The sequence below is a fragment of the Chryseobacterium tructae genome (genome assembly GCF_030409875.1).
Taxonomy (GTDB): Bacteria; Bacteroidota; Bacteroidia; order Flavobacteriales; family Weeksellaceae; genus Chryseobacterium; species Chryseobacterium tructae.
Map to the genome: position 1 here is coordinate 1,802,266 of NZ_JAUFQR010000001.1, position 19,542 is coordinate 1,821,807.

21 protein-coding genes and 2 pseudogenes are annotated in these 19,542 nt (G+C 34.9%); 11 read left to right on the forward strand and 12 right to left on the reverse strand.

Annotation, left to right across the window (positions count from 1 at the left end; all coding sequences use genetic code 11):
- Window positions 1-67: 67 nt before the first annotated feature.
- The 10 genes and pseudogenes from QWZ06_RS27775 to QWZ06_RS08860 all read left to right on the forward strand — a co-directional run.
- Window positions 68-199 (forward strand): annotated as a pseudogene (locus QWZ06_RS27775) (hypothetical protein); the annotation flags it as partial.
- 21 nt (window positions 200-220) lie between these two features.
- On the forward strand, window positions 221-1,387 hold the full coding sequence (locus tag QWZ06_RS08820; RefSeq protein ID WP_290297299.1) for a T9SS type A sorting domain-containing protein: 1,167 nt from the start codon (window positions 221-223) through the stop codon (window positions 1,385-1,387).
- A gap of 134 nt (window positions 1,388-1,521) precedes the next feature.
- Entirely contained in the window at window positions 1,522-1,932 is a 411-nt protein-coding gene (locus QWZ06_RS08825) for a 5-fold beta-flower protein (RefSeq protein ID WP_290297301.1), read from the forward strand.
- A 249-nt stretch (window positions 1,933-2,181) separates the two neighbouring features.
- Window positions 2,182-2,937 carry a LytR/AlgR family response regulator transcription factor gene (locus QWZ06_RS08830; protein WP_290297302.1) on the forward strand — a complete coding sequence of 252 codons (756 nt, stop codon included), beginning with the start codon at window positions 2,182-2,184 and terminating at the stop codon, window positions 2,935-2,937.
- A gap of 5 nt (window positions 2,938-2,942) precedes the next feature.
- On the forward strand, window positions 2,943-3,752 hold the full coding sequence (locus QWZ06_RS08835; RefSeq protein ID WP_290297303.1) for a sensor histidine kinase: 810 nt from the start codon (window positions 2,943-2,945) through the stop codon (window positions 3,750-3,752).
- 367 nt (window positions 3,753-4,119) lie between these two features.
- A complete protein-coding gene (locus QWZ06_RS08840; protein WP_290297305.1) occupies window positions 4,120-4,734 on the forward strand; it encodes a porin family protein in 615 nt (204 codons plus the stop codon).
- A 123-nt stretch (window positions 4,735-4,857) separates the two neighbouring features.
- Complete coding sequence (locus QWZ06_RS08845; RefSeq protein ID WP_290297307.1) at window positions 4,858-5,967, forward strand: alpha/beta hydrolase family protein; 1,110 nt, start codon at window positions 4,858-4,860, stop codon at window positions 5,965-5,967.
- 30 nt (window positions 5,968-5,997) lie between these two features.
- Window positions 5,998-6,974, forward strand: a pseudogene (locus QWZ06_RS08850) (D-cysteine desulfhydrase family protein).
- A gap of 30 nt (window positions 6,975-7,004) precedes the next feature.
- Complete coding sequence (locus tag QWZ06_RS08855) at window positions 7,005-7,475, forward strand: GNAT family N-acetyltransferase (protein ID WP_290297308.1); 471 nt, start codon at window positions 7,005-7,007, stop codon at window positions 7,473-7,475.
- A 24-nt stretch (window positions 7,476-7,499) separates the two neighbouring features.
- The gene (locus QWZ06_RS08860) at window positions 7,500-8,132 is read left to right on the forward strand and encodes a hypothetical protein (RefSeq protein ID WP_290297309.1); all 633 of its coding nucleotides are present in this window, start codon (window positions 7,500-7,502) and stop codon (window positions 8,130-8,132) included.
- Window positions 8,133-8,272: 140 nt separating this feature from the next.
- Here the strand turns inward: QWZ06_RS08860 and QWZ06_RS08865 are convergent, their stop codons facing one another.
- Together QWZ06_RS08865 and QWZ06_RS08870 are read right to left on the reverse strand one after the other, a co-directional pair.
- Complete coding sequence (locus QWZ06_RS08865; protein WP_290297311.1) at window positions 8,273-8,761, reverse strand: GNAT family N-acetyltransferase; 489 nt, start codon at window positions 8,759-8,761, stop codon at window positions 8,273-8,275.
- A gap of 144 nt (window positions 8,762-8,905) precedes the next feature.
- Window positions 8,906-9,586: a hypothetical protein gene (locus QWZ06_RS08870; RefSeq protein ID WP_290297313.1), complete on the reverse strand. Its 681-nt coding sequence runs from the start codon at window positions 9,584-9,586 to the stop codon at window positions 8,906-8,908.
- Between the two features lie 223 nt (window positions 9,587-9,809).
- On the opposite strand from QWZ06_RS08870, the gene QWZ06_RS08875 reads away from it, so the two are divergent.
- The gene (locus tag QWZ06_RS08875; RefSeq protein WP_290297315.1) at window positions 9,810-10,262 is read left to right on the forward strand and encodes a hypothetical protein; all 453 of its coding nucleotides are present in this window, start codon (window positions 9,810-9,812) and stop codon (window positions 10,260-10,262) included.
- 333 nt (window positions 10,263-10,595) lie between these two features.
- On the opposite strand, the gene QWZ06_RS08880 is transcribed toward QWZ06_RS08875, so the two are convergent.
- The 10 genes from QWZ06_RS08880 to QWZ06_RS08925 form a co-directional block, all read right to left on the reverse strand.
- Window positions 10,596-11,078, reverse strand: a complete 483-nt coding sequence (locus tag QWZ06_RS08880) for a hypothetical protein (protein ID WP_290297316.1) — start codon at window positions 11,076-11,078, stop codon at window positions 10,596-10,598.
- Window positions 11,079-11,586: 508 nt separating this feature from the next.
- Window positions 11,587-12,573: a hypothetical protein gene (locus QWZ06_RS08885; RefSeq protein ID WP_290297318.1), complete on the reverse strand. Its 987-nt coding sequence runs from the start codon at window positions 12,571-12,573 to the stop codon at window positions 11,587-11,589.
- Window positions 12,566-13,783 (reverse strand): hypothetical protein, encoded by a 1,218-nt coding sequence (locus QWZ06_RS08890; RefSeq protein WP_290297319.1) that lies wholly within the window; start codon window positions 13,781-13,783, stop codon window positions 12,566-12,568. Before QWZ06_RS08890 ends, QWZ06_RS08885 begins: the two co-directional genes overlap by 8 nt.
- Window positions 13,765-14,157 (reverse strand): hypothetical protein, encoded by a 393-nt coding sequence (locus QWZ06_RS08895; RefSeq protein WP_290297320.1) that lies wholly within the window; start codon window positions 14,155-14,157, stop codon window positions 13,765-13,767. Before QWZ06_RS08895 ends, QWZ06_RS08890 begins: the two co-directional genes overlap by 19 nt.
- A gap of 10 nt (window positions 14,158-14,167) precedes the next feature.
- On the reverse strand, window positions 14,168-14,296 hold the full coding sequence (locus QWZ06_RS08900; RefSeq protein WP_290297321.1) for a hypothetical protein: 129 nt from the start codon (window positions 14,294-14,296) through the stop codon (window positions 14,168-14,170).
- The gene (locus QWZ06_RS08905; protein WP_290297323.1) at window positions 14,283-15,155 is read right to left on the reverse strand and encodes a hypothetical protein; all 873 of its coding nucleotides are present in this window, start codon (window positions 15,153-15,155) and stop codon (window positions 14,283-14,285) included. The genes QWZ06_RS08900 and QWZ06_RS08905 overlap by 14 nt, the downstream gene beginning before the upstream one ends.
- Before the next feature lie 19 nt (window positions 15,156-15,174).
- Window positions 15,175-15,789 carry a hypothetical protein gene (locus QWZ06_RS08910; protein WP_290297326.1) on the reverse strand — a complete coding sequence of 205 codons (615 nt, stop codon included), beginning with the start codon at window positions 15,787-15,789 and terminating at the stop codon, window positions 15,175-15,177.
- Window positions 15,774-17,276: a hypothetical protein gene (locus tag QWZ06_RS08915; RefSeq protein ID WP_290297327.1), complete on the reverse strand. Its 1,503-nt coding sequence runs from the start codon at window positions 17,274-17,276 to the stop codon at window positions 15,774-15,776. The genes QWZ06_RS08910 and QWZ06_RS08915 overlap by 16 nt, the downstream gene beginning before the upstream one ends.
- Window positions 17,277-17,296: 20 nt before the next feature.
- Window positions 17,297-17,872: a hypothetical protein gene (locus QWZ06_RS08920; RefSeq protein ID WP_290297329.1), complete on the reverse strand. Its 576-nt coding sequence runs from the start codon at window positions 17,870-17,872 to the stop codon at window positions 17,297-17,299.
- A gap of 90 nt (window positions 17,873-17,962) precedes the next feature.
- Window positions 17,963-19,531 (reverse strand): PAAR-like protein, encoded by a 1,569-nt coding sequence (locus tag QWZ06_RS08925; RefSeq protein WP_290297331.1) that lies wholly within the window; start codon window positions 19,529-19,531, stop codon window positions 17,963-17,965.
- Between the last annotated feature and the right edge of the window lie 11 nt (window positions 19,532-19,542).

A 19,542-nucleotide genomic window follows, 5' to 3' on the forward strand; every position in this document is an offset into this window, starting at 1 on the left:
GATACAGCCAGACTAATTGGATACAGGGTGGTTCCTTTACTACACTTCCTACTAATGAAACAGGTTGTTGGGAAAATGTAGTTACCGGTGGTTATCATTCAGTAGGAATCAAACAGACGGAACGTTATGGGCATGGGGAAATAATAATTATGGCCAGCTCGGAGATGGAACTAATGTTAATAAAAATACTCCAACCCAAATTGGAATCTCAAAGGACTGGGTGAAAATATGGGCTGGAAACTATTATTCCGTAGCAATTAAAGCAGATGGAACGCTATGGACATGGGGAGATAACTACTATGGTCAATTAGGCGATGGAACGAATGCTAATAAAAACACTCCAACACAAGTAGGAACAGCTGCAGATTGGGTAAATATTGCTGCTGGAGATGATTATGTACTTGCCATAAGATCAAATGGTACCCTTTGGTCATGGGGCTATAACTATTATGGTCAATTAGGTGATGGCACCTTTATAAAGAAAGATACACCCATCCAAATCGGAACAGAAAATGATTGGCAAATTGTTGCTAGTGGTTCATCTCATTCCCTTGCTATTAAAACAAATGGAACATTATGGAGCTGGGGGAAAAATAATGAAGGAGAATTGGGAGACGGAACTAAAATCAATAAAAAGGTACCTATTCAAATAGGCACCGATACGAATTGGAAAAATATTGAGGGTGGTCTTAGCCATACGGTAGCTGTAAAAACAGATGGCACTTTTTGGGCTTGGGGTAATAATACCTTCGGACAATTAGGAGATGGTACTGCAATTTCGAAAATTACCCCAATACAAATTGGAACGGCAACAGATTGGAAGAGTATTAAAGCTAACCGTTACCATTCTTCAGTAGGAATCAAAACAAATGGAACACTCTGGGCTTGGGGTAATAACCAGAATGGGCAATTAGGTGATGGAACGAAAATGGATAGATGGGATCCAACCCAAATAGGAACAGCTACCAATAGAAAAAGCGTTTCAGCCAATATGAATAACAGGCTTGTAATAGATAATAATGGATTTTTATCAGGCTGTGGCTTTAATAACTATGGACAGCTAGGAGATGGTACAAATATTCAAAAACCGATTTTTGTACCTGTTGCCTGCCCTACAAGTAGTTTAGCTGTTGCAGAAATTTCAGAAAAAACAGAAGATAAGCTGAAAGTCTATCCAAATCCGGTACAGGATATCCTGACGATCTCATATGATCAGAAGATTCTTTCAGTAACCATTTACAATGCAGCAGGACAGCTAATTCTTACAAAAGCGATTAATGATACTAAAGGAACCATTGATGCTTCCGGATTTGTATCAGGAGTGTATTTAGTTAAGATAAATGCTGTGAATGAATTTGTTAAAACAGTAAAAGTGATCAAACGATAAACAAGATATCTTAATATATCAGCTAAGATTTATTAAGTTTGAAAACTTTTAAAATAGCGTCACTTATTTTTAAGTGGCGCTATTTTTTATAGAATATAATACCCGTATAAATTGTATATTTATTTTTTTAAATCATGAAGAAAATACTATTTATCGGCTTCTTAGTATTCAGTTTTTACGCTCTAAAAGCACAAACCATAGAATCTGGAAGCCACAGTACAACAGGCTATATCAAATCAGATGGAACCATTGAAAACAGCAGCCATTCCACAGTGGGATATATCAAGTCTGACGGAACAATTGAGAATAAAAGCCATTCAACAATCGGCTATATCAAAAGCGATGGAACCATAGAAAACAAGAATCATTCTACAGTAGGGTACGTTAAAAAAGACGGCACCATAGAAAACAGCAGTCATTCAACCATTGGATATATCAAAGATAATGGCACTGTAGAAAACAGTAGCCACAGTACTATTGGATATGCTAATGGTATCAAAAAAGAATGGGCAGCCGTAGTGTATTTCTTTTTTAAACTGAATTAATCATTACTACTTTCGAAGAAAAATCCTTAATTGATCGATTGCTTTTTTAATACCTGTTTTGTTATGATTAGTTTGAAATAAGATATTCAAAAGAGAGTAATTTTAGAAAACGGAAGATGAGATAATGTATCAGCTATGATTGACTTCATAGTGCTTATTCTACATTTCATCCCTTTCATTCTAAACTCGGTCTTTAATTTGATTTTATAATACCAACAATTCGTATTTTTACAATAAATGATGTAGAATATGAAATATCTGATCGTAGAAGATGAACATTTTGCGTACTTAGAACTACAACGTATGATGGGACGGCTCTGTCCAAATTATACGCTGGTTACCAGAACAGAATCTGTAACAGATACTGTTCATTTTCTCAAAAATAATCAGGTAGATCTTATTCTGATGGACATTCGTCTAGCCGATGGAAACTGCTTTGAAATCTTTGAACAGCTTGAAGTCTTAGTACCTATTATTTTTACTACCGCTTATGATGAGTATGCTATCAGGGCTTTCAAATTAAATAGCATCGATTATCTGTTGAAGCCTGTTGAAGAAGAAGATCTATTAACAGCTCTGAAAAAACTAGAACAGCAGAACAAGGAAAAAGAAAGAAAAATTGATTATAAAAAAATAGAAGAAGCATTGTTGGGGCATCACAAAAAAAATCGTTTTCTTATTCAGCTTGGTGATACCTATACTCATATAGACATTCATGATATTGCTTTTTTTTATAGTGAGGAAAAAGTCGTGTTTCTGCATACATTTTCCGACAGGAAGTTTGTGATTGATTATACCTTAAACCAACTTGAAGGCGAATTAGACAAAAAATCATTTTTCCGGGTTTCACGGAATTGTTTTGCCAATATTATGTCTATTAAAAAGGTTTCCAAATACTTCAACAGCCGATTAAAACTTACATTCCAGCCGGATTGTCCACATGAAATTTTAGTCAGCCGTGAGCGAGTGCCGGATTTTCTTAAATGGCTAGACGGACAGAACTGAATATCATGAAAAAAATAGATAAAAAACATAGTATTGCCTTTGTGCTTATCGTAACAACATTGCTTGTGTTTTTCTACTATGTTTTTCAGATACTAACCGGAAAAGAAAGAAATTTTTCAGATTTTTTTGTCATCAATTTACTCCCCTTCGTATGTATAGCATTTATTGATTTTCTTATTATTAATAGTATTTATAAATATTTAAAAACAAGAAATATATATCTGCATGTTGCCCTGGATCTGTTTATTTCCTCCTTATTTTCTGTATTCATAATTTTTCTGGTTAATCTTTTACTTTTAGGCGGATCCGCATTGAAGAGCAGTCCGGAAATTATTAAATCAGGAATTTTTATTATTCTTTGGAATAGCGTTGTTGTATTGCTCATTGAAATTTTCTTTTATAATCAACAACAAATTGATGCTGAAAACAAAATAGCCATCATGGAAAAAGAAAGGATACAATATCAATATGATACCCTGAAAGCACAGATCAATCCCCATTTTTTATTCAACAGCCTGAATGTTTTGTCTTCTTTAGCATACGAAGATGCAGAGAAAGCGAATCTGTTTGCTAAAAAAATGTCAGGGGTTTATCGTTATTTATTATTGACAAATGAAAGACCGCTGGTTACTCTTCAGGAAGAACTCACCTTTCTAGATTCATATATATTTTTGGAACAGATCCGATTTGGAGACAATTTGCGTGTGGAGGTTAGTAATAAAGCAGAACTGCATCGGAAAGTAATTCCTGTAAGTCTGCAATTGCTGGTGGAGAATGCTGTAAAGCATAACGTTACAACTTTGATAAACCTTTAACGGTTCATATTGAAATATCAGATGATGGAATTACCGTATCCAATAATCTTCAGCTGAGAAGTACCGCCGATCATGGTGGGGTAGGACTGAAAAACCTGCAAAAACAATATGCCTTGTACAACAGAACCATTGAAATCATACAAACGGATACAATGTTCATCGTAAAACTTATCTTTTTGGATTAAATCTGCTTTTAGCTATAAGCAAGTACCTGTGTGTACATTTTTTTTGTAAAATTTTGATTCATAGAATAACAAACTTCGTCACGTTGATACTGAAGTTCATCGGAAAAGACTTCATATAAGTATTTCCTATCTGCAACTTTGCCTCACAATAATTTCAGTTTATTCATCAAAATTTTTTCACAATGAAAAAGCAAGTGATTTTATCAATTTTTGCTACAGGAACACTTCTTATGGGCACCGTTTCAGTAAAAGCCCAGAAAAAAATGTCTTTAGGACTTAAAGGTGGTGTCAATTCTACCTTCTATAAGTATGATTCAGAGAGTCCGTATTCAAAAAGTTCGCCGGAATTGGGTGGCTCTGCCGGAGGGTTTATAAAGTATGATTTCGGCAGTTGGTTTGCGATTCAGTCTGATCTGATGTTACATTACCGGAATTCTGAAATGGAAAATAAGTTCACCGGAGAGAAATCCAAATTAGAATCCTATGATCTGGAACTGCCTGTGTATGGCATTTTTCAATATAAATTAGGAACAGGTAAATTCTTTTTCGGAATTGGACCTTACATGGGATATGGAATAAGTGCTAAAATGGGTGATAGAGATATGTATAGTAAGGATACAGAAGGCAAATCACCATTGAAACACCTTAATTATGGCGCTGCTGCCATGTGTGGTTATGATTTTGGACACTTTCAGATCAGTGCTTCCTATGTATCACAATACGGAATAGGATCCATGAGCAATATTTCAGCTTTAAAGCGTCAGGCTTTCGGATTAGAGATTGGATACAGTTTATAAGATACAGATTCCTTTATGTTTGTAGGAAATCAAGGCGTATACCTTGATTTCCTACGTTACATTAAGCTGCAAGACAGCCAGAAATTTCCATGTAATACTTTTTTAATAAAACCATTTAATACAATGAAGAAAATCATCCTATCGTTGATCGCAATCCTATTGTTTTCAACTTCAATTTTTGCACAGAATATTCAGCTAAAAAGACCCCAGGAACCTCTGGAACCCTATCCTTATTATTCAGAAGATATTACTTTTAAAAATAAACAGGCTGAAATACATCTGGCGGGAACTTTAACACTTCCCAGCAAGGAAGGCGTCTTTCCTGCAGTTATTTTGATCAGTGGAAGTGGTCCTCAGAATAGGAACGAAGAACTGGCAGGACATAAACCTTTTCTTGTATTGTCCGATTATCTTACCAAAAAAGGATTTGCCGTTTTGCGTTATGATGACAGGGGAACCGCTTTGTCTCAAGGAGATTTCAAAAACGCAACCTCTGTAGATTTAGCAACTGATGTAGAAAGCGCTGTTGCATATTTAAAAACAAGAAAAGAAATTGATCCCAAAAAAATCGGTTTGATAGGGCATAGTGAAGGTGGTTTACTAGCTCCGTTAGTGGCAGTAAAATCAAAAGATATTGCGTGTATTGTAATGCTTGGCGGTCCAGGGATTCCCGGAGACAAAATACTTTTAATCCAACAGCGGCTGATTGCAGAAGCCTCAGGAACTAGTGAAGAAGAAATAAAATGGACGGAGAGTATCAACAGAAGAATATTTGATATTGTTAAAAAGTCCTCTGATACTGAAACGTTAAAAAAAGATCTCAGAAGCAGTTTAGAAAAAAAGCTAAGTGAAAGCCCAAATCTGAAAAGCCCGAATCGTATATCTGATGACGCATTTATCAACGTACAGATTGATACTTATGCTACTCCCTGGATGCAGTATTTTATCAAATATAACCCTGCTTCTACACTAGAAAAAGTAAAAATTCCGGTTTTAGCCCTTAATGGTGAAACGGATCTGCAGATCACGTCAAAGGAGAATTTAAAAGCTATAAAGAAAGCATTAAGAAAGGCTAGAAACAAAAATGTAAGAATAAAAGAATTACCGGGACTCAACCATTTGTTCCAGGAATCTGATACAGGAGCTCCTCAGGAATATCAGCGTATTGAACAAACCTATTCACCTATTGTTTTGAAAGAAGTATCGGATTGGTTACATTTACAGATACAGTAGAGAATAAAATAAAACACCAAAAATAAAGATATGAACGAAAATAAGATAGACTTAGGCTTTTTTCCGACACCATTTCAAAAGCTGGAAAACTTGTCAAAGATATATCCTGACTATAATATTTACATAAAGAGAGATGATAATACCGGATTAGCTTCAGGTGGAAACAAAACCAGGAAGTTAGAGTTTTTAATACAACAGGCATTGGAAGAAGGTTGTGATACTGTGATCACAGCGGGAGCACAACAATCCAATCATTGCAGACAGACCGCAGCAGCGTGTGCTAAAATGGGTTGCAATGCCATCTTCTTTTAGGAGGAGAAAAGCCTGATACGTATGATGGAAACCTGCTGTTGTCTTCATTATTTGGAGCTACAATACATTTTACAAGAGAAAACAGAAAGGGCGAAGACAAAGAGCTTTTAAAAGAAAAGCTGGAAAGCAAGGGAAACAAATGTTTCATCATTCCATATGGTGGCTCAAACTCCACGGGAGCATTAGGATTTGTACATGCTGTGAAGGAACTGAAACAGCAACTTGCCGAAAAAGAACTGACCATAGATTATATCTTTTTTGCTTCAAGTTCTGGGGGGATGCAAGCTGGCCTCACTGCCGGGAAAGCACTCTATGATCTGAATGCAGAGCTGATTCCCATCAGTATAGATAAAGATGAAACGAATGGCGCCTCCTTAGAAGAAGTTGTTTTTGGAATTGTTAATGAATTAATACCAAAACTTAAAATCAATAAAAAAATCGAATCGTCAGAGATTATACTCAATAGAGATTATGATACTACAGGATATGGTATCCTGACGTCTAATGAAAGATACGCCATTGATGAACTGGCTAAAAATGAAGGAATTATTTTAGATCCCGTTTACACAGGAAGGGCATTCTACGGAATGCTGGATTTTTTGAAAAATAAAAAGCTACCCATCCATTCTAATATTTTATTCTGGCATACCGGAGGCTTGCCCGCTGTTTTTAAATTTGCTAAAGAGCTGACTTAAATGTAGAAGAAAAAAAAGAATATGATCAACATGGAAATAACGTTAAAAGAAATAACAGCTGACAACTTTTATGAGGTATGCCTGCTAACAACCAATGAAAATGGGATACCCACCATTGATGAAGAATTTATTTGTTGTAATACCATGTCTCTTGCCGAATCTAAATATTATCCGCTATGGAATCCCCAGGCTATATACAATGACCAGACCTTGATAGGTTTTATTCTATCCGGATCCTATTTAAAGGATAATGGAAATTTTTGGATTCTGAGATATATGATAGATCATCAATATCAGGGTAACGGCTTTGGAAAAAAAGGATTAACCACTTTTATTGAAGAGGTAAAAAGAAGTAACAATATAGAACGGATTTACCTTGGTCTTGATCCGGACAATATCCGTGCAATATCTCTTTATACCTCTATAGGCTTCGAATTTACAGGAGAACGGAAAGATGGTGAAGATGTATATATCCTGGAACTTATCAAAAGTGTCTCATGAAGTATAACCAAATGATTCATAACAATGAATAAAGAAATTCATGAACTCCTTTATTACTATCATGAAGAAGGAGAAGAAGGATATGATTTACATGAAGTACAGCTCCTTGAAAAAATAGATATTGATAGGGTTGAAAAATTAAAACAACTGCTTCATCATGAGGATCAATATATTGCTTATCAGGCTATGCTTATTGTATTGGCCTGGGCAATACCGGAAGGGTTTGAATTACTGGATCGGTTTATTACTGAAAAATGGGCGGAAAAAGAAAATTTTGAACCCCACAGACTCTACCATGAAGATAACGTTTATGATGTCATTACCCATGCATTATCTATTTCTACATTCAATGGGAAAAATGAACATGAATTATATCCTTATATCAAGCATTTTTTAGATTTATATGGCAAGAAGTTCTTTGAATCTAACCTAAAGGATTTTCTGTTGAAGAAAAATTGTAAACCACTTGTAAAGGAAATAGAAATGGGCATGCAAAATGCCTTAGAGCATACAAGATATTACCAGGCCAGTCAGCTATTTCCGGTGCTTGTTCATTATGATAAACAGATATTCAGTAAATACATTGATACTTTTAATTCTTTAATAAATCAAGATCAAAGGATTGCCTATAATATAGAAGAAGCAGGGAAAATTTGAGTTGATATCCTTGTCAAGGTTTTAAACCTTGACAAGGATTTTCAATTACTTGTTTGAAATAAAATCCCGCTGCTCTGCTGTACAAAATCCCCGACTTTGAGCTTAAGCAATAACTTTTTTACTTATTTGAAATAAAATCTCTAAGCATCAAGTCTGTAAATAAATTCCTCAATCTCTGTTTGTCTGGCATTAGCAAAACCTTTATCAGTACCAATTCTTACAAATCCACAATTTTCCAGAACCTTTTGTGAGCCAAGATTGTCAAAGGCAACACGTCCAAAAATAGGTCTGGAGGTTTCAAGAGTAAGAAAAGCTTTCAGTGCTTTTGTAGCAACACCCTTTCCCCAGAAATTTCTATCGATCCAATAGGTGATTTCTGTATCGCCTTCCATGATGAACTTGGCGATGCTTCCTGCAATAACAGCATCAACGATAATAGTCTGATTATTGATGGTTGGGTCATTCAGCAGCCTGGTATACTTGGCCAGATAAGCTTCTTTATTGGTGGATTCCTGTGAAGTAAATGCCGCAAGGTGCCTGCCTTCATCATCAAGCTGAAATTGAAAAAGGGTATCTAAATCAGCAATGGTTGTAGGTCTGAGCTCTATTTTATATTTATGATCTTCCATTTTGAATGATTGGTTATTTGATCTTCAAATATAAAACTTGTTTACACAGGACTTTATTATAAGCAAAATAAAAATTTCTTAAATCCTTAAGAATCTGTAATACAGGCTGTATGATGAAAAATCGGTAACCAGAATTTTTTCCCGCTAATAATATTCAAATGCTCTTTCCGTTTTTTGTTGTACCGCTCCTTGGTCATCTGTTAATTCTTCATAAACAGCATTTGATTTCGCATCCAGTTTTACATTTTTAGAAGTAAACCTAGATTTTTTGTGATTGGCAATATCTTCAAGAAGTGTTTCGTGTCTTACGCCATTAGTATAGGTGTAAAAAATGGTGTTATTAATTGGAGATTCATAAAAGGTTCCTGTTTCTCCCGTTTTTATAAGACGGTTATTTTTGTCAAAATAAAACAGCTTATTAAGCGACATCTTATGATCAACAGTATTTGAAATTCTTCGATACACAGAATCGGATACTTTTTCAAAATAGCCGTTACTTTCTACCTTCTTATTTTCAGGATTAATGGCTTCGAAATAGCGTTTAGTCTTATCTTTTGAATTATAGGTAATAATTCTATCCAGAAGTCTTTCATTAGGAGATTCGCTTTGGATTGTATTATAGTATTCTATTTTTGTCAGAAACCCTTCCTTATCAAAATAAGAAATACTTTTATTCTTATTCTGGGGTGAAAATGTGATGACCTCTGTAACCTTTTTGGGATATCCTGAATAGTTAGAAAACTGTAAATCATTAATAACCGATTTCTCCTGACAGCTTACAAACGTACATAATATTATAAACAGGTAGCTAAGTGTTGTTTTCATAGTATAAGATTACAGTGCTCTAAAGTTTTCACTATCATTCAAATATAAGCAACCTTGTTTAATATTAATAAATAGATTAAGATTTTGTTCTTTTCAGAATATTTTTCAAATGTTTTTTTAGGTTGTTTGACATAAGAACTCCGAAGTCGGGAGACTTCGTAGAGCAAGAAAGATCTATTCTTAGATGAGTATTAAAAAATACTTATCTTACAAAATAAAAAGCATGAGTTCAGTTTTTTTTGATTATAAGTTAGAACATAATGTCATATTTGAAGTTACAGCAATAAAAGATTATGATATATATAATTTGAAAAAAAACTTCATGGGAACTATCTACATTAATCATCCTGAGAGAAGAATAGTTCTTGAAACTGGGATTTTAGATTATATTCATCAGTTTGATTCTATGTTTTCCTATATTGATAAAGGAAATAATGAAACTTTTACAGTATCATGTGATTTTTACAGTAATAGCCTAGATTACTTTTATAATGAGGATACTAATGAATTGATAATTTCTGAGAGTAATATTGGATTATTTAAAATAAGCTGTAACTATAGTGACTTTAAACAGAGTTATAAAAAATTTAGGAAGACAACATTAGGCAAACTGATTCTTTTATTTCCTCAATTAAAAGAGAATACTACTTTCAAAAAGTATTTTATTAATTATTAAAAATAGATCAACAGAGCAAATTATCAAAACTTTTACAACAATGAAGGGTTTATTTTTACCTCTATTTTCGTGCGCAAAGTCTCCCGATTTTGAGCTTAAACAATAACTTTTTTACTTATTTAAAATAAAAACTCAGAAGTCAGGAGCAGGAGCCTTCGGAGAGCTTTGCTTTTTCGTAGAGAGAATCTGAGTTGATATCCTTGACAAGGATTTTCAATTACTTGTTTGAAATAAAATCTCCAAAGTCGTTTGACTTCGGAGAATGGACAAAATTGATATGAATATCTTTTAAAAAATTTGTTGGTACAGGCTTACAGATCTATAAATGATCTGTTATTTTTGTTTCAATAAGAAGTTATCCATGTAAACAGCCTGATGAACACCATTTAGCAAAACCTTCAGCCCTAGACGGGTATCTTTTTTTATAGCAATATTGAATGTTTTTTTATCTCCTGTTATTTTGGATGGTTTAGCGATTGAAACATATGATTTTGCGTCGGAAGTATTGCCTACTGAGAAAATTTCCAGGGTAGTTTCTCCTCCGTTATCTGAAATGTCAAGGGTAAGAGTATAGTTTCCTGCTTTAATTTCTGGAGTCACTAAATACATATTTTCTCCCGGGCTGTTCATAGAATAAAATATAATTTTTTTGTCACTTGCATACAGCATTGCCTTTCCACCCTGAGCAGTCCAGCACTTATCAATATCTTTCCAGGTATCAAAATTTTCTACAATAGTAGATACGGGTTTACATTGTGCTTTTGCAGTTAAGAGCCCTCCCATAGTTATTAGCCCAGCTAATACGATTCTTCTCATATGTTATTTTTATTTATTTTATGTAAAAATAAGAAAAAAAAGATTACGTTGGAAACATTCAGAACAATGGAATAGAAGCGAATTTTATAAATAAAAGGGGAAAGGAAGAGAAATATTGAAAGTGTTTTTTTGTTATAGGGCTATAGAGTCCTTGTTTTGAGGTTCTTGAATTCAGTGTGAAATCTGTAATAAACTCTCCATTCAATCCAATAGATGATACCCAATATTGCCTAGTTTTCACGTAAAGGTATTTTGGGGAGACATCCTTGTCAAGGTTTTATACCTTGACAAGGATCTGATGGGTGCATCACAAAGACGCTAATATTGTTTTCTAGTGGCCACAATTCACAAATAAAAGAGGCTCATGAATCTGTGGTATAAATTTTTTTAAATCTATGGTATGGTTGCTTCAATGATCTTTGTAGTCTAAAAACTTCCGTTTTTTAACAGGGCCTCAGAATCTGTCTTGAGCTTAAATGTAAGACAATGAGAACAAGTTTTCAATAGGTTATTGGAATTTCCGTTCATCTAAAAAACCGTCAAGATATGTTTCAGTATAGATGAGTTTTCCTTTTTTTCTTGTATTAATGATGGGTTCTCCTGTTTCCTTATTATACTTTTGTAATAATTTATAAAACTTCCATGTTCCGACAGGAACTCCATTTTTGTATTCCGCTTCCAGGTAAGTGTAGGGATCTGTAAATTCCGGGTATTTTTGTATATCTATAGAGTTGTTGGGTCTGAACTCGATCCATTTTCCTTCTCTACTATGATTTTTTACCATGCCCTGTTCTTCTTTATCTTTGTAGAGCCCATCGCGATCATAATATCGCGCAAATATTCCGGAGGGTAGAAGTTGGTATTTTTGTAAAGGTTTTAATGCAAAAGGACTTTCAGAAAATTCATAATCCTGTAGAGAAATGATATGATTCTTATCTATATTAAATAAAGTATAGTTGGCAAATCCCATTTCTCCTTCGTGATGAAGATAGATTCTCTTCATATCAAACGGTTTATTGTCCTTCGTTGAAATTAAATATATTTTTTCAATAAATGGTTCCGCGTAACGAACGGTATTATAGACCGCCATAAAATGCAATGAATACTTTCCGTTACATACAAAATGAGAGGAAACTTTAATCAGATCATATTTTTCATTGACATTCTTATCAAATGGCAGGAAAACATCATATTCTTCGGGAAAGATGATAAGATCTTTTTTGACGGATGTTTCAAATTGTAAATCATTGATTTCCTTTAGTTTATTTTCATTCTGTATAACAGGAAGAGCAGAGTCCGCAGACATTCGTTTTGAAATATCCGAATATCCAAAAGGGAGTGCTATACAATCAGTTGTTTTGGTATTAAATCCAATAGATCTTTTCCCCGGTGATTGTGGCTCATTATTGACTACCTTACTTTCCGTTTGAGCTTTAGTCTGGCAAGAAAAAAGGAGCAATAAAATCGTGAAACAAGCAATATTAATTTTAGGCATAGATATCTAATATTTGAGCGAAACCATGAATATGTAAGTGATTATTATGTCTAGGAGTAGCGGTATGAGTAGTATGAGGTAACCGTGTCGTAGCATTGTCTGCAGTACTGGCATTAGAGGTGTTGGAAAAATTCTCTGATCGACCTAATATAAATCCAAAATCAAAAAGAATATTTCGGAGAACAACCTCATTGTCATAATCAAAATTTCCAGCACTAAGGATGGTATTCACTCCATCTTGTTGAGTGGTTAATAAATTCAAATCTCCTGCTTCTCCATTCACGTGTTCTGCACTCGGATAACAGGATGCATCTGCATAAGAAAAGCCTTGAGATACAATATAATGAGTATGTCCTTCTTGTCTGAACTGTGCTAATGATCCTAAGAAACCTGCAAATAAATCAGGCTGAATACTTCTCCTTCTGGTATGCTGGAATCCATATCGAATGATAACTCCATTCTGATTATAATTGAAAGCTTCAAAAATCTGTGAACCTACTCCTGTATTTCCTATAATATCCATATTAATCAAATCTACACTTCCTGGCTGATTGGCATACCATTTATCGGTGGCTCCATCACCAAGAGTTCCGTTAGAATATACTAATAATTGATGAGCATCTATCTGTTCTCCGGCAGCTCTGTTAGCTGTATAATCTATTGTTTGCAAAAGAGTTCCTCTTTGGGCTACCGGTGGAATGGTATTCACTCTTCTTTTTCTCGTTATACTTTCTTTAGCTCTGGAGCAGATCCTGTGTTCAGTATCATGTTGGTCATAGTAGAAATAAATAACATCCGTAGAATGATGATTCAGAACCTTTTGAGTTCTTCTTCTTTTTTCCGGATTTGTACTGATCACCTGTAACGTATTGTAGGTGTTGCTGCCATGGTGAATGTTATATATATTTTTATTAACAACCCTAAATCTTGCACTGTCCTCATCTAAGAAAATACCTGCACCGTTGGCTTCCTGCGGTTCATTTTTATAAGCACAGGGATTATTATCAGTTCTTTCCACTGCTACTTCTAAATTGATCGTTCCCTCCGCCAGTCTTCTTGTCCATTCATCAAAAGTGGCTCTTCCATCCGGTCTAAGCTGTAGCTTAATAATCGCTTTATTGATATGATCAGCTTGTAAATTGGTGTAATGAGCGTGGCTGCCATCTTTATTATTCAACGCATCAAAGTTTCCTACCTGTACTGTGAACAATCTTTGTGCCTCATATCGGTTAGGAGATATGAACGCATTAATTGTAATGTATCTGTACTTTCAGTCATAGTATTGGCAGAAGGTCTTATCACTGCATCTATACTCAGGTCTGTCATATTGCTGGTCTCTATGATCAGATACACCGTTTTTCCTAATATAGAATCATATGGAATTTCCTGATTCTGATTGTCCCGCTGTACATGAGCAGAATCAATTTTTGTAAAACTGACTCTTGTCCCATTTTCTGTGGTTGCTTTTTTGGCAAAATAAACATCACTGATGCGTTGTATAGAGTTATCAGGAGTATCCGGAGCCAATGGCCCATTTAAGACTTGTGTTTGTCCAGAATCTGTTATGGTAATACGTGTCGCCATTTTAAAATTTTTATTTTTTTAATACGGGATTTTTTGATAATAAAAGCACACATTTATAATAGAACATTCCTTTACTGAATTTTTCATCCAGTTCACTTTGTTTTTCGTCAATGCATCCTGTTTCTTTATAATTCGTCATGGCTTATTTCTTTTATATGGTAGATGATTCTCTTTTGATAATTGTCACCCAGAGAAAATTCTATGGTAAGCTTATGTTCCAACACTTCTTTGGTGCTAAAATCCAATAAAATCTGCCCTTTATATTTGTCCAGTTTCGGGAAATCTGTTTCGCTATGATAAGCAATTTCCTTTCGCTGCATTTCTCCATAAAACATTTCCCAGTTTTTATTTGAAGGGATATTGCCGGTATACTGTAACAATAATAATTCATCATCATAACGGATGGCTTCTGTTTCCACACTTTCTTCAATGTCTATGATGGTACTATTCATAAAATTGCGGTAGCGTACACTATGTCTTACCTGGTCATCCTTCTCATCAAATCTTCCATAAAATGAATGGAGGATCAATCCGAAATGAATATTCTTCAAAAGATCTTTAGCCACCAGATCTTCACTTTGGTACAATGTTTTTAAAAACTGATAAAAATTGTCTGCCTGTTTGCCAACATAGGATCGGGAAAGCTTTTCTACTATTTTTTCCAATTTATTCTGAAGAACAGGTAGATTTTGTATGCTTTTTAATCTGCCATATTCGTCTGTTATGAGCTTTACATCATTATTGATCTCTGCAATCCTGTCTAAAAAATCCTTTTCCGATAACGACAGTTTTTTATCCCGATGAACTCTGTCGAAAATTTCAATATGATACTCAAATCTTTCTGTTTCTAAACGCTTCAGCGTAACATGAAAAACTTTGTTGAGCTCACTTCTATGCGTTTCTCCATGGGTAGTGGTATATTCATTATAGGTGTAGCGGTAAAATTTCTTTCCTTCCTGAAGGTTTAATTTAACATGTATAGGAAACACTGGTTCCATAATTTTTCACTCTTGCTTGCTATTGCCAATTGAACTTGGTATTCGTTTTTTTCTTTTCCAAACACTCCTGTACACTATATTTTGTGGGGCACAAAAAGCAATTCTTATCAGAATTTATAAAATAAGAATTCAGATTAATTTCCTGGCTTTGCAGCAATACATAACTGGTGTTTTTTTCACAGATTGAAGTGGCCGGATAATCCACATAATCATCTTTGGCTATTTTATGATGATTAACCGCAGAACTTACTTTGCTTACCCCGGTAATAACAACATCATTTTTAATTTTTTTAATCTTAAAAACATGCGCATCAGAAGTGATAAGACTATTGTATCTGATCAACAGGTCTTTGGAAGACTGATCTAGTATAAGCTCATAATCTTCCTGAAAAATGTTCTTGCTATCAATATTATTTAAAGAGACAGGTACTTTGAAGGTAAAATTCCTGCCATCTATTTGTACCGTTCTTAAAGCATAACAGCTGTCACACTTCATATCGCTTGCCTGGTTGATCAATCCTACCTTTTTCTTATTCTGTAAAACCGCAATATTATCATTACTTACTGAAATACTCTGGCAGCTGCTCAGAGAATAAAAAAGGAGGAAAAACAGGTATATTATTTGTTTACGCATTCTGTATCGTATTTAAAAAATTCTTTTGTCCATTTGGTGTAATCTTTTCTTTCCGCTATATTGGTTTGGCCTCCATTAATAGCCTGTGTTACCTTTTCAACATCTGAGTCCGCCAATCCATTATCCATTGCTGAAATAGTATCGGTTTTATGAATGGTGGAAAACCAGCCCGCCGAATTAAAAGCATGGAATAAGTTTTCGGAAATGTTTTTAGCATAAGTTTTTAATTCTTCATAAAAGGCTGCATCGAGTCCTTTTTCCTGAGCCTTTGGTCTGCTTGCTACACATTCACCAACGCTTTCAAAACCGGATCTGAACTTGATATATGTGTCATAATGTTTAGTACCATTCACATAATCATAATAGGCCAGATAATTATAATCATGAGTGATCTGTTTCATTCCTCTTCCCTGGAAAGGGACACCGCCTTTATAATTAGCAGGAACAGAGTCTCTGCTTTCATAGGTGTAAGTGAAACTAATGGTTTCCAGATACATTTGCCCCAGGAAATGAATTTTTCTTCTGCAGGTTTTAATGCTGAATTTTTTAAACATGGCATTCATTTCATCGGTAAAAAGCTTTATTTTATCCCTGTTTTCAGAGATCTTTCCGCTTGTAATACCGATAGCCGTTATTTTTTCTTTGCCACCATTAAAAAATGCATCCCTTTTCGACTTGTAATTCTGCTTATCTCTTAAATGGTAAATTAAATCAATCATTTCATCCACTGTAATGTCTCTGTTACAGTAGCAAGGAGTTCCTGCAATTTCAAACCTTTCGCCATCTTTATTTAAAAACTCATGGGTGTCATCAGGAAATATGATGGTATCCTGGGTGTCTTTTACTTCAGCTTTAAAATATAAAAAAGCATTTACATCCGTTCTTTTTACAAACTTTTCTACGAGTTTCTTTACATCCTGATCGCTTTTAGGACGTAATGTTATTTCTTTAGCATACTCAAGGGTTCCATTGATAGCAAATTCAATCGCGGTTTTTTCCGTATCGCCATCCAAAAATTTTACAGGATTATCATATACATTTTCCGGATTGGCTAATTTATTTTCATGGATCTCCACAGAGAGTTTTCCCGTGAATCCCTGACATTCTGCAACCACCCAGACTTTCTTTTTAATAACAGTTTTATCAAGTTTTTCAAAATTAAAAACAGGTTTGCCATCTTTCATTTCCTGTACTTCTTCTTCCCAGGTAATTTTTACCGATTCTTTGGCTTTTAATTTTACAGAATCTTCTTTATCAGCCTGAATATTCCTTCTTCCTTTTTGTTCATATTTCTTTTTGACATCGGATACCAGCCCGCCGCTTTTTACAGGATACGTTTCTTCTTTGGGCACCCAGATCATTTTAGGAATCCTCTTAGCAAAATATATTTTCACCACATGCACCTCATGATCTTCTTGACTTTGTTTATCATAAGCTATTTGACGAGGATTTGCTGTATAGCTGTCTTTTTCTTGTTCGTCACTCATATCATTACATTTTGAGCTGATTAGTAAAAATCCTTTGAGTTCTTATACTTTGTTTGCAGGTCTTTAATCACTTTCGATTTTAATGGAGAAGGAAGATCTTTTAAGGTTACATTCAGATCATCTTTGATTGTACAGGTATTGTCTTCTCCACAATAATATTTGATATGATACAGGTACTTTTTATGTTTATAAAATACAATGTAAGAGACCTGTGTATCATTATCCATGTTTCCGCAGTAGGTAAAAGGAATTAACACAGCCTGATGTTTATCTATAGTAAAATTGGAGATATTTCCTGTTTTTAAATTGATTAAGCCAGATTGTGCATACGGATAATTGTAAGTTATATTATCGGTGTAATGTTTATTTTGAACAGTAGCATTGATAAGGGTTACCGCACCGTCAAATCTGTTTTTTTCAGCATTACAAGGATTAATCACTTTTACCGTAAGGTTATTGGATACCGTTCCGTCTTTAAAATTTTTACTGACCATCAATGAATCCTGATAATATACTTTCAAGCTGTCATGCACAGGCTTTTGCCCGAACACAGGAATGAAGAAAAGTAATATTAAACTAGTAACTAAGCTTTTCATTTTTTGTATAATAAATAGGTAATTCATCATCTTCAGTCTTTTTAGTATATTCTGTAGGATACAGGGATGAGGTTCTGTCTGAATAAGATCCTACACAAACTTTGTTTCCCTGATTCCTCCGAGATAATATATGGTTTTACCATCGCTGCTCTTTCCAACAGCCATACTTACGTGATGTTTATTGGATAAAACACATATTGAACCCAGCAAAGGCTTATTCCCTGCGATCAGTTTTCCCCATACCGGATCATCGAATTCTTCTTTTTCCAACCCTTTTTTATCGGTTGGATTTTTCTTAAACCCTTGTCTGTATCTGGTTTTTTCTTCACCGTATGAATAAGCTCCCGGATCTAATTGAGCAGAATATCCGCTCTTGTTTAAGCACCAGCCCACAAATGAGGCACACCAGGAACTGTTACCGGTATCAGCACAGGCTTTGGGCTTATTTTGTCGGTTGATAGCGTGATATTCATCTACAATCTTCGAACAGTGGGTGGCTTCGGATACGCCAAGCTCTTGTTCTTCACGAGCTTTCACAATCCATGGCTGTTCAAAGTATTTGATTTTAAAATATTGACCACCTTCATTTAAGAAGGTATTTTTTAAGCTGCCATTTCCTTGTTGTCCAAGATATTCAACTTTGGGTTCATCAGAAGTTACTTCAATATAGACGGAAGCTTCTTTGTCAGGGCTTGCAGCAATGAGTTTGGCTAAATTAAATGACAAATCATCCGCACGCTGATTAAGCATCAGCTTAACCACTGCTTTGTTTTTAAATTGACTTGCATTTTCTATCGTGGAGTCATTGGCCAGATTATCAACTTCTACCTCAAATTCTGTTTTTGCTTTTATGCCGGCATATTTTGAAGCATCTGTCACTTTTTCTACCTCTTTTAAGTCAATTAAACCTACCTCGGTATTGACGTCTGATAAGACTTTATTCTTACCACTTTTCACCTTAACTTTTATCTTCTTTCCTGTGAGTCCTTCAGTCTCAACAACTAAAGCGACCTGGTAACTGAGGCCTCGTTCAGATATTTTTTCTGCAGTTACTTTAGTCGTATCCACTTTCTTTTTAACTGTAACTTTCTTGCCCAGCTTTTTATTGAATACTTCTTCTTCCTTTTCAACGGATGCTCCTTTCTCGGTTGTCCATTTTACGAAATAAGCATCAAGGATCTTAGGAGCATTACTATTCTGAATCTCACTTTTTATACTTTCGGCTTTCGGAATCGGTGATGGAGAAGCAGAATTAAATTCAGGGTCACAATTGATATAGGACTCTTTTACCAAAACGGTCTGTTCCTGTATATTAGTGGTTCCCGGGTTTTCCCATGGAGTTAATTTAATAACACTCATGCAGGGTGGGGGAGACATGTTTCTGGCCGGCCATTTGGGATGTCCGCAGTTTCCTTTAAACTGAAGATTAACCATATTGTTTCCATCACCTACTGTTGCAAATGGCTGATCCTGAAGGTTGATTTCGTTGGAGGTCACTTTCAGCTCTCCCGGCCCCTGAGCATAGGGGCACTTCAGCGTAGCTCCGTTCATTACCATTTCTCTTTTTTCGGTAGGAGAAGGTTCGCTGGATTTTTTCTGTTGTTCTGCTCTTTTTTCAGAAAGCTTTTGATCGTGCGTTGAAGTTTTCTGATCTTCCATGTGTTGCTATT

What these genes read in the sequence shown, in the direction of transcription:
- QWZ06_RS08825 (WP_290297301.1), top strand. Translation starts at nt 1,522, where the DNA reads ATGAAGAAAATACTATTTATCGGCTTCTTAGTATTCAGTTTTTACGCT.
- QWZ06_RS08830 (WP_290297302.1), top strand. Translation starts at nt 2,182, where the DNA reads ATGAAATATCTGATCGTAGAAGATGAACATTTTGCGTACTTAGAACTA.
- QWZ06_RS08835 (WP_290297303.1), top strand. Translation starts at nt 2,943, where the DNA reads ATGAAAAAAATAGATAAAAAACATAGTATTGCCTTTGTGCTTATCGTA.
- QWZ06_RS08840 (WP_290297305.1), top strand. Translation starts at nt 4,120, where the DNA reads ATGAAAAAGCAAGTGATTTTATCAATTTTTGCTACAGGAACACTTCTT.
- QWZ06_RS08845 (WP_290297307.1), top strand. Translation starts at nt 4,858, where the DNA reads ATGAAGAAAATCATCCTATCGTTGATCGCAATCCTATTGTTTTCAACT.
- QWZ06_RS08855 (WP_290297308.1), top strand. Translation starts at nt 7,005, where the DNA reads ATGGAAATAACGTTAAAAGAAATAACAGCTGACAACTTTTATGAGGTA.
- QWZ06_RS08860 (WP_290297309.1), top strand. Translation starts at nt 7,500, where the DNA reads ATGAATAAAGAAATTCATGAACTCCTTTATTACTATCATGAAGAAGGA.
- QWZ06_RS08865 (WP_290297311.1), bottom strand. Translation starts at nt 8,761, where the DNA reads ATGGAAGATCATAAATATAAAATAGAGCTCAGACCTACAACCATTGCT.
- QWZ06_RS08870 (WP_290297313.1), bottom strand. Translation starts at nt 9,586, where the DNA reads ATGAAAACAACACTTAGCTACCTGTTTATAATATTATGTACGTTTGTA.
- QWZ06_RS08875 (WP_290297315.1), top strand. Translation starts at nt 9,810, where the DNA reads ATGAGTTCAGTTTTTTTTGATTATAAGTTAGAACATAATGTCATATTT.
- QWZ06_RS08880 (WP_290297316.1), bottom strand. Translation starts at nt 11,078, where the DNA reads ATGAGAAGAATCGTATTAGCTGGGCTAATAACTATGGGAGGGCTCTTA.
- QWZ06_RS08885 (WP_290297318.1), bottom strand. Translation starts at nt 12,573, where the DNA reads ATGCCTAAAATTAATATTGCTTGTTTCACGATTTTATTGCTCCTTTTT.
- QWZ06_RS08895 (WP_290297320.1), bottom strand. Translation starts at nt 14,157, where the DNA reads ATGGCGACACGTATTACCATAACAGATTCTGGACAAACACAAGTCTTA.
- QWZ06_RS08900 (WP_290297321.1), bottom strand. Translation starts at nt 14,296, where the DNA reads ATGACGAATTATAAAGAAACAGGATGCATTGACGAAAAACAAAGTGAA.
- QWZ06_RS08905 (WP_290297323.1), bottom strand. Translation starts at nt 15,155, where the DNA reads ATGGAACCAGTGTTTCCTATACATGTTAAATTAAACCTTCAGGAAGGA.
- QWZ06_RS08910 (WP_290297326.1), bottom strand. Translation starts at nt 15,789, where the DNA reads ATGCGTAAACAAATAATATACCTGTTTTTCCTCCTTTTTTATTCTCTG.
- QWZ06_RS08915 (WP_290297327.1), bottom strand. Translation starts at nt 17,276, where the DNA reads ATGAGTGACGAACAAGAAAAAGACAGCTATACAGCAAATCCTCGTCAA.
- QWZ06_RS08920 (WP_290297329.1), bottom strand. Translation starts at nt 17,872, where the DNA reads ATGAAAAGCTTAGTTACTAGTTTAATATTACTTTTCTTCATTCCTGTG.
- QWZ06_RS08925 (WP_290297331.1), bottom strand. Translation starts at nt 19,531, where the DNA reads ATGGAAGATCAGAAAACTTCAACGCACGATCAAAAGCTTTCTGAAAAA.